Below are 7,187 nucleotides of genomic sequence, written 5' to 3'. Positions count from 1 at the left end.
CAGCTTGTTTGCAGCGGCTTTAAAAGCCGCTAACCCGGTAGTAACGTTAACGTATCGACTCACTGACAGAGAAACCACCATGGCAGATTTTCCCCCTGTCGCCAGCCTGCGCAGCTTTGAGGCGGTGGCGCGCCTCGGCAGCGTAACGCAGGCCGCCCACGAGATGAGCGTGACCCATTCGGCGGTCAGCCAGCACATCAAACAGCTGGAAGCCCTGGTCGGCGTCACGCTCTTTATCCGCCACGGCCGCGGAGTGCGCATCACGGAAGAAGGACGGCTCTATGCCCTGCAAATCCGCGAGGCGTTACAGCACATCGCCGACGCCACGCGCATGGTGCAGATCAAACCCCGCACCCTGGAAGTGTCCCTGGCGACGCTCCCCTCCTTTGGCTGTCACTGGCTGCTGCCGCGGCTGGCGCGCTTTCAGGCGCGGCATCCGCAGATCGCGGTGCGCCTGCTGACCAGCCTGGCGGTGGTTAACCTGCAACAGGAGGGTATCGATCTGGCCATTCGCATGGGGCAAGGCGATTGGGAGGGAATGGAAAGCCGGCATCTGTTTGCCGATGAACAGCTGGTGGTCGCCGCCCCCGGCTATCGCGGCGGTAACCTGCCGACCACCCCGCAGGCGATCGCCGCCAGCGATATTATTTTTTCCATGGAGTCCTGGCATGCCTGGTGCAGCCAGGCGGGGCTGGAAAAGCCGATCGTCCCCTCAGGCCTGCGCCTGAACGACTCCAATCTGGTGCTGGAGGCGGTTCGTCTGGGGGCCGGCGTGGCGCTGGAGCGGCGCTCCCTGGTGGCGGGGGCGATAGCCCGCGGCGAGCTGGTGCAGCTCACCGCCGTCACCGTCCCCTACCCCTGGCACTACTGGCTAACCGTCTCCCCGCAGGCGGAGAACCGGCCGGAAGTCGCCCGGTTCATCGCCTGGCTGGAGGAGGAGATCGCCCTCTGGCGCCAGCAGATCAGCGCTTAGCCTTCGGCCGACGGCGGCAGGCCCGCCCGGGCGGCGTGCTCCTGGGAGAGACGCCAGAAATCGTGCCCGGCGGGATACTGATAGAGGCGCAGGGAAAACTGTCCGGCCACCGCAGTAATGTACTCAAATATCGCCGACTGGGTGTTTTCGTAGTCTTTCCACAGCGTTGAGGAGGTGAAGCAGTAAATCTCCAACGGAATGCCCGAGGGCGACGGTTTCAGCGTTCTCGCCACAATGTACATCTCTTTAATAATATCCGGCCGCTCGGCGAGATAGTGCATCAGATAGTGGCGAAACAGGGTCAGGTTGGTCAGCCCGTTATCGACAAACCAGCGGTCGGCCACGCCGCCGGGATCCCGGCCGTCAAGCAGCGTCGCCAGAGGCTCACTCACCCCGCGGATGGTCAGCATCGAGGAGAGCATCTCCTGGTCGAGAAAACGCACCGAGTGCTGATCGATGGCGATACTGCGCATGATCCGCCGCGCCCCGGAGGAGAACATCGCCTGCCAGTTGGTATAGGTCTCGGTGAGGAAATTCTTGGTCGGGATACGGGAGATGGTATTGTCCCAGTTGCGGATGGTAATGGTGTGCAGCGCGATATCCGTCACCTCACCGCTGAGATTCTTGTCAGGCATTTCAATCCAGTCCCCCAGCTGGAGCACGTCGTTGGACGACAGCTGAACGTTCGCCACCAGCGACAGCAGAGTATGCTGGAACACGATCATCAGTACCGCCGCCACGGCCCCCAGACTGGAGATGATAATGATCGGCGATTTGTTCGACATCACGGCGAGGATCATGATCGCCGCCAGGATGTGGACTAAGATTTTGCCTATCTGGATATAGCCCTTAATGGAATGATTTTTACGTTTGGTCTTTCGCAGATAGGAGCTGTTGACAATATCCAGCATCTCGTTGAAAAACACCGACATAAAAATAAAAAACAAGATCCCGCAGATAGTATTAATCGCCGTCACCAGCGATGCCGGCATCGCCGGCATAAACTGCAGAACGTAATAGACAATAATAACCGGAATGAAATTGGACAGCTTTTCGGCGATGCGTCGATCCTTCTCCAGCGGCACATCCTGTTTGTGGCTACTAAAGAAGACCTTACGCACCACTTTAATCAGCAAGAACTTGCATAAAAGATGGGCAAATATGCCGGAGAGCAGCAGCAGAATAAGATTAAACCCCACCGCCAGCGCCGGATTACTCTCAATAAACGTCAGTAGATGATTCACATACGCCATGCTTTATCGCCTGAATAACTATGCCACTTCGCTAACTGCTTTATCCCAAGGGCAAATATTTGGAAAATAAATCAATCCGCATCATGGCATATCGCTTAGCGTAACGTCCATGCGCGCACCGTTTCTAATCATTCACAGAAAATATGTCAGAGTTTGCATTAATCATTCTCTACGCTCACTATAAAGAGGCTTGTTATGAGGACGGAATAAGTCCAGGAGGAAACATGTTTAAAGCTCTTACCGCTATCGTCGCCTTAGCCGCCTCCGCCAGCGTTATGGCGCAAAGCGATGTCACGCTGAACAGTCTGGCTCACGATGCCGCCACCCGGGCGTCGTTTAACCAGATGGTCAAAGGCCATCAGCTGCCCGCCTGGGTGACCACCGGCGGCACCGGTTCGCCCGCGCAGACGGTGAAACTGGGTAGCGAATCCTGGCAGGTGTTAAGCGCCTGCAAACCCCACGACTGCGGCCATGAACGTATCGCGGTGATCTGGTCGGAAAAAAGCAAACAGATGTCCGGCGTTTACTCAGTGGTCGATGAAAAAACCGACCAGGAGAAGCTGACCTGGCTTAACGTCAGCGATGCCCTGTCCATCGATGGCAAAACCGTGCTGTTTGCCGCCCTCAGCGGCAGCCTCGACAACCATCCGGACGCCTTTAACTACCAGTAACGACCATCGCCCCCGTCAGCCTTTCCCCGACGGGGGCTTCCCTGATTAGCCATCCGGGAACATCACGCTGTTCCCCGGCGCTTCCCGATGCAGATGGATAAAGTTCAGGTGCCGCTCGTACTGGTCGAGAATATCGGTGATCACCTGCTCTTTGCTGTAGTCCATCAGGTCGTTACCCTGACTGCCCTCCAGCAGGAAGGTCTCCAGCCGGTAATAGGTGGATTTCCCGCTGCGCGCCCGATAGGTAAAGCCCGGCACCGAGTACTGCTGCGGCCAGATCTTGTAGATAAAGTTCTGCTCGTCGCCCATGTGCACCAGCAGATCGAGGTGGCCAAGGTTCTCACCCTCTTCCGGCGGCAGGCTCTTCAGTTCCACCGCCGCGCCGCGCAGCCGCAGCTCCTGGGCCACCTCCTCCATCGCCGGGTAGCACACCGTCTCCATCATCAGTTTGGTATAGCGCGTGCCGGGGTAATTCATCAGCCGCGACAGGCGCTTCTTCCAGCTCAGACGATCCTGGAGGCCCATCGGGCGCGGGGCGGTGTCGCGGCTGGCGCTGACCCGGCGGTAATCTTCCACTTTCAGAGATTTATACAGTCCGGCCATCACGAAGAAAATCACAAAGCTGAACGGCAGCCCCATGATCACCGTGGTGTTCTGCAGCGCCGAGATGCCGTTGGTCATCAGCATCCCGAGGGTCAGCAGACCGATGGCCACCGACCAGAAGATGCGCAGCCAGTTCGGGGCGTCGCTGTTGATGTCCTTCAGCTTCGAGGTGAAGTTCCCCAGCACCAGCGCGCCGGAGTCGGCGGAGGTAACGTAAAACAGCAGACCGGTGATGGTCGCCACCGACGCGCTAAAGGTAAACGCCGGATACTGCGCCAGCAGGCTATAGAAACCGCGCTCCGGGTGGGCCATCGCCTCCTGGGCAAAGGCCGCGTCGCCGTGGATGATCTCATACAGCGCGCTGTTGCCGAACACCGACAGCCACAGCAGCGTAAAGGTGAAGGGAATAATCAGGGTGCCCATCACAAACTGGCGGATGGTGCGCCCGCGCGAAATGCGCGCCAGGAACAGGCCCACAAACGGCGACCAGGCCACCCACCACGCCCAGAAAAAGAGCGTCCAGTTATTCATCCATTCTACCGGCCGGTCGAAGGCGAAGCTGTTCAGCGTCATGCCCATAAAGCGATTGACGTAGTCGCCGACGTTGAGCACTAACGCATTGAGCAGGAAGGAGGTATCCCCCATGAACAGCACGAACAGGATCAGCCCCAGCGCGAGGGCGACGTTCAGTTCGGAGAGCACGCGGATGCCCTTGTCCACCCCGGAGGTGACCGAGATGGTGGCGATGATCACCGACAGCGCAATCAGGGCCGCTTTCGCCGCCAGCGAGTCCGGAATATCGAACAGCACGCTCAGACCGTAGTTGAGCTGCACGACGCCGATACCGAGGGTGGTGGCGATGCCGAAGATGGTGCCGATCACCGCCGCAATATCGACGCTGTGGCCGATGGGCCCATTGATCCGTTTGCCAAAAATCGGGTACAGCGCCGAGCGGATGGTGAGCGGCAAATTATAACGATAGCTAAAGTATCCCAGCGCCATGCCCATCAGGGCATACATTGACCATCCGGTTAAGCCATAGTGAAACAGGGTCCAGACCATCGCCTGGCGCGCCGCCTCGATGGTCTGCCCCGCCCCTTCCGGCGGCTGCATATATTGCGTCACCGGCTCGGCGACCGAGAAGAACATCAGGTCGATGCCGATGCCGGCGGCGAACAGCATCGCCGCCCAGCTCAGCAGGCTGAACTCGGGCTTTGACTGCTCCGGCCCGAGCTTCACCGAGCCGAAGCGCGAGCAGGCAATGCAGACGACGAAGACGATATACAGCGTCGCCGCCAGCAGATAGTACCAGCCGAAGGTTTTCGACACCCAGTCCAGGGTGCGCCCAATCCACTCGGCAGAAAAATCGCGAAAAAAGATCGTCATCAGGGAAAACAACAAAATCAGTCCGGCCGAGGTATAAAAAACCACCGGATTGATTTTGTCCTTTTCTCTGCTTTGCGAAAGATCTGTCATCCAGTATCCCCACTGTTTTTGTAACTATTAAAATCCAAATCCGCAACAATTAAGACACATTTTATATTGAACGTCCAATCAAAAACCGCTTTAATAGTTAACCAACGCTGATGAATGGAGTGGCAAAAATGCCCAAACTGGGGATGCAGCCGATCCGGCGCAGGCAGCTGATCGACGCCACGCTGGACGCAATAAATGAAGTCGGTATGCACGACGCGACCATCGCGCAGATTGCCCGGCGGGCGGGCGTATCGACGGGGATCATCAGTCACTATTTCAAAGACAAAAATGGTCTGCTGGAGGCGACCATGCGCGACATCACCAGCCAGCTGCGCGACGCGGTGCTCAACCGTCTGCACGCTCTGCCGGACGGCAGCGCCAGCCAGCGCCTGCAGGCGATTGTCGGCGGCAACTTTGATGAGACGCAGATCAGCAGCGCGGCGATGAAGGCCTGGCTGGCCTTTTGGGCCAGCAGCATGCACCAGCCGATGCTTTATCGGTTACAGCAGGTCAGCAGCCGTCGCCTGCTGTCGAACCTGGTGTACGAATTCCGCCGCGAGCTGCCGCGCGAGCAGGCGCAGGAGGCCGGCTACGGGCTGGCGGCGCTGATAGACGGCCTGTGGCTGCGGGCGGCGCTCAGCGGCAAACCGCTGGATAAAACGCTGGCGCAGTCGCTGACCAGCCACTTTATTCGTCAGCATTTACCGAACCCATAACCGAGGAGGCGTTATGTCCCGAATGGCAGAACAGCAGCTTTATATTAATGGTGGTTATACATCGGCCACCAGCGGTCGCACCTTCGAGACCATCAACCCTGCCACTGGCGAGGTGCTGGCGACCGTTCAGGCTGCCGGACGCGAGGATGTCGACCGCGCCGTCGAGAGCGCGCAGCGTGGGCAAAAAATCTGGGCGGCGATGACCGCCATGGAACGCTCGCGCATCCTGCGTCGCGCCGTCGACCTTCTGCGTCAGCGCAACGACGAGCTGGCGCGACTGGAGACGCTGGATACCGGGAAACCCCTCAGCGAAACCGCCGCCGTTGATATCGTCACCGGCGCCGACGTGCTGGAGTATTACGCCGGCTTGATCCCGGCGCTGGAAGGCAGCCAGATCCCGCTGCGCGACAGTTCCTTCGTCTACACCCGTCGCGAACCGCTGGGGGTGGTAGCCGGGATCGGCGCGTGGAACTACCCGATCCAGATCGCCCTGTGGAAATCGGCGCCAGCGCTGGCCGCTGGCAATGCGATGATTTTCAAACCGAGCGAAGTCACCCCGCTGACCGCCCTCAAGCTGGCGGAAATTTACAGCGAAGCGGGCCTGCCGGACGGGGTGTTTAACGTCCTGCCAGGGATCGGCGCGAAAACCGGCCAGTATCTGACCGAGCATCCGGACATCGCCAAAATCTCCTTCACCGGCGGCGTCGCCAGCGGCAAAAAAGTGATGGCCAACTCGGCCGCTTCATCACTGAAAGAGGTCACCATGGAGCTGGGCGGCAAATCGCCGCTGATTATCGCCGATGATGCCGACCTCGACCTCGCCGCCGATATTGCCATGATGGCCAACTTCTACAGCTCCGGTCAGGTCTGCACCAACGGCACCCGGGTGTTTGTCCCGGCGAAACAGAAGGCGGAATTCGAGCACAAGATCCTCGAGCGGGTGGCCCGCATCCGCGCCGGCGATCTGTTTGCCGACGACACCAACTTCGGCCCGCTGGTCAGCTTCCCCCATCGCGACAACGTTCTGCGCTATATCGAGAGCGGCAAACGCGAAGGCGCGCGCCTGCTGTGCGGCGGCGAGGCGCTGAAAGGCGACGGTTTCGATAACGGCGCGTGGGTCGCCCCGACGGTGTTTACCGATTGCAGCGACGAGATGACCATCGTGCGCGAAGAGATCTTCGGCCCGGTGATGTCGATCCTCAGCTATGCCGACGAAGCGGAGGTCATTCGCCGCGCCAACGCCACCGAATACGGCCTCGCCGCCGGCGTGGTGACGCCCAACCTCAACCGCGCTCACCGAATTATCCACCAGCTGGAAGCCGGCATCTGCTGGATCAACAGCTGGGGGGAATCCCCGGCGGAAATGCCGGTTGGCGGCTACAAACACTCCGGCATTGGCCGCGAGAACGGCGTCATGACGCTGCAGAGTTACACCCAGGTGAAGTCCATCCAGGTTGAGATGGGTAAATTCCAGTCCATATTTTAACCGGGAGGT

Annotated in this window: 6 protein-coding genes; 4 read left to right on the top strand and 2 right to left on the bottom strand. The window is 59.3% G+C overall.

The genetic code is table 11. The annotated features are described in order from the left end of the window. Positions 1–79 precede the first annotated feature (79 nt). Positions 80–973: a LysR substrate-binding domain-containing protein gene (locus VZP09_RS03055; RefSeq protein ID WP_023284831.1), complete on the top strand. Its 894-nt coding sequence runs from the start codon at positions 80–82 to the stop codon at positions 971–973. Here VZP09_RS03055 and VZP09_RS24810 read toward each other — a convergent pair. Next, positions 970–2,226, bottom strand: coding sequence for a mechanosensitive ion channel family protein (locus VZP09_RS24810; protein WP_032424690.1), 1,257 nt, complete (start codon positions 2,224–2,226; stop codon positions 970–972). The two genes, VZP09_RS03055 and VZP09_RS24810, sit on opposite strands and share 4 nt — an antisense overlap. Positions 2,227–2,450: 224 nt before the next feature. On the opposite strand from VZP09_RS24810, the gene ivy reads away from it, so the two are divergent. Continuing rightward, positions 2,451–2,897 carry an Ivy family C-type lysozyme inhibitor gene (gene ivy / locus VZP09_RS03040; protein WP_004210923.1) on the top strand — a complete coding sequence of 149 codons (447 nt, stop codon included), beginning with the start codon at positions 2,451–2,453 and terminating at the stop codon, positions 2,895–2,897. Between the two features lie 45 nt (positions 2,898–2,942). Here ivy and betT read toward each other — a convergent pair whose 3' ends face one another. Further along, positions 2,943–4,976: a choline BCCT transporter BetT gene (betT, locus tag VZP09_RS03035; RefSeq protein ID WP_004142478.1), complete on the bottom strand. Its 2,034-nt coding sequence runs from the start codon at positions 4,974–4,976 to the stop codon at positions 2,943–2,945. A gap of 128 nt (positions 4,977–5,104) precedes the next feature. On the opposite strand from betT, the gene betI reads away from it, so the two are divergent. Both betI and betB read left to right on the top strand, forming a co-directional pair. Continuing rightward, a complete protein-coding gene (gene betI / locus VZP09_RS03030) occupies positions 5,105–5,692 on the top strand; it encodes a transcriptional regulator BetI (protein WP_004151671.1) in 588 nt (195 codons plus the stop codon). 13 nt (positions 5,693–5,705) lie between these two features. After that, positions 5,706–7,178: a betaine-aldehyde dehydrogenase gene (gene betB / locus VZP09_RS03025; protein WP_130974922.1), complete on the top strand. Its 1,473-nt coding sequence runs from the start codon at positions 5,706–5,708 to the stop codon at positions 7,176–7,178. Positions 7,179–7,187 lie beyond the last annotated feature (9 nt).

This window comes from Klebsiella sp. EMBS2024 (genome assembly GCF_036233805.1).
In the GTDB taxonomy this organism is placed as follows: Bacteria; Pseudomonadota; Gammaproteobacteria; order Enterobacterales; family Enterobacteriaceae; genus Klebsiella; species Klebsiella pneumoniae.
This window is presented reverse-complemented; position numbering and strand designations above follow the sequence as displayed.

Bases quoted from the DNA above. Each gene is read 5' to 3' on its own strand.
- betI (WP_004151671.1), top strand. From the start codon at position 5,105: ATGCCCAAACTGGGGATGCAGCCGATCCGGCGCAGGCAGCTGATCGAC.
- betT (WP_004142478.1), bottom strand. From the start codon at position 4,976: ATGACAGATCTTTCGCAAAGCAGAGAAAAGGACAAAATCAATCCGGTG.
- betB (WP_130974922.1), top strand. From the start codon at position 5,706: ATGTCCCGAATGGCAGAACAGCAGCTTTATATTAATGGTGGTTATACA.
- VZP09_RS24810 (WP_032424690.1), bottom strand. From the start codon at position 2,226: ATGGCGTATGTGAATCATCTACTGACGTTTATTGAGAGTAATCCGGCG.
- VZP09_RS03055 (WP_023284831.1), top strand. From the start codon at position 80: ATGGCAGATTTTCCCCCTGTCGCCAGCCTGCGCAGCTTTGAGGCGGTG.
- ivy (WP_004210923.1), top strand. From the start codon at position 2,451: ATGTTTAAAGCTCTTACCGCTATCGTCGCCTTAGCCGCCTCCGCCAGC.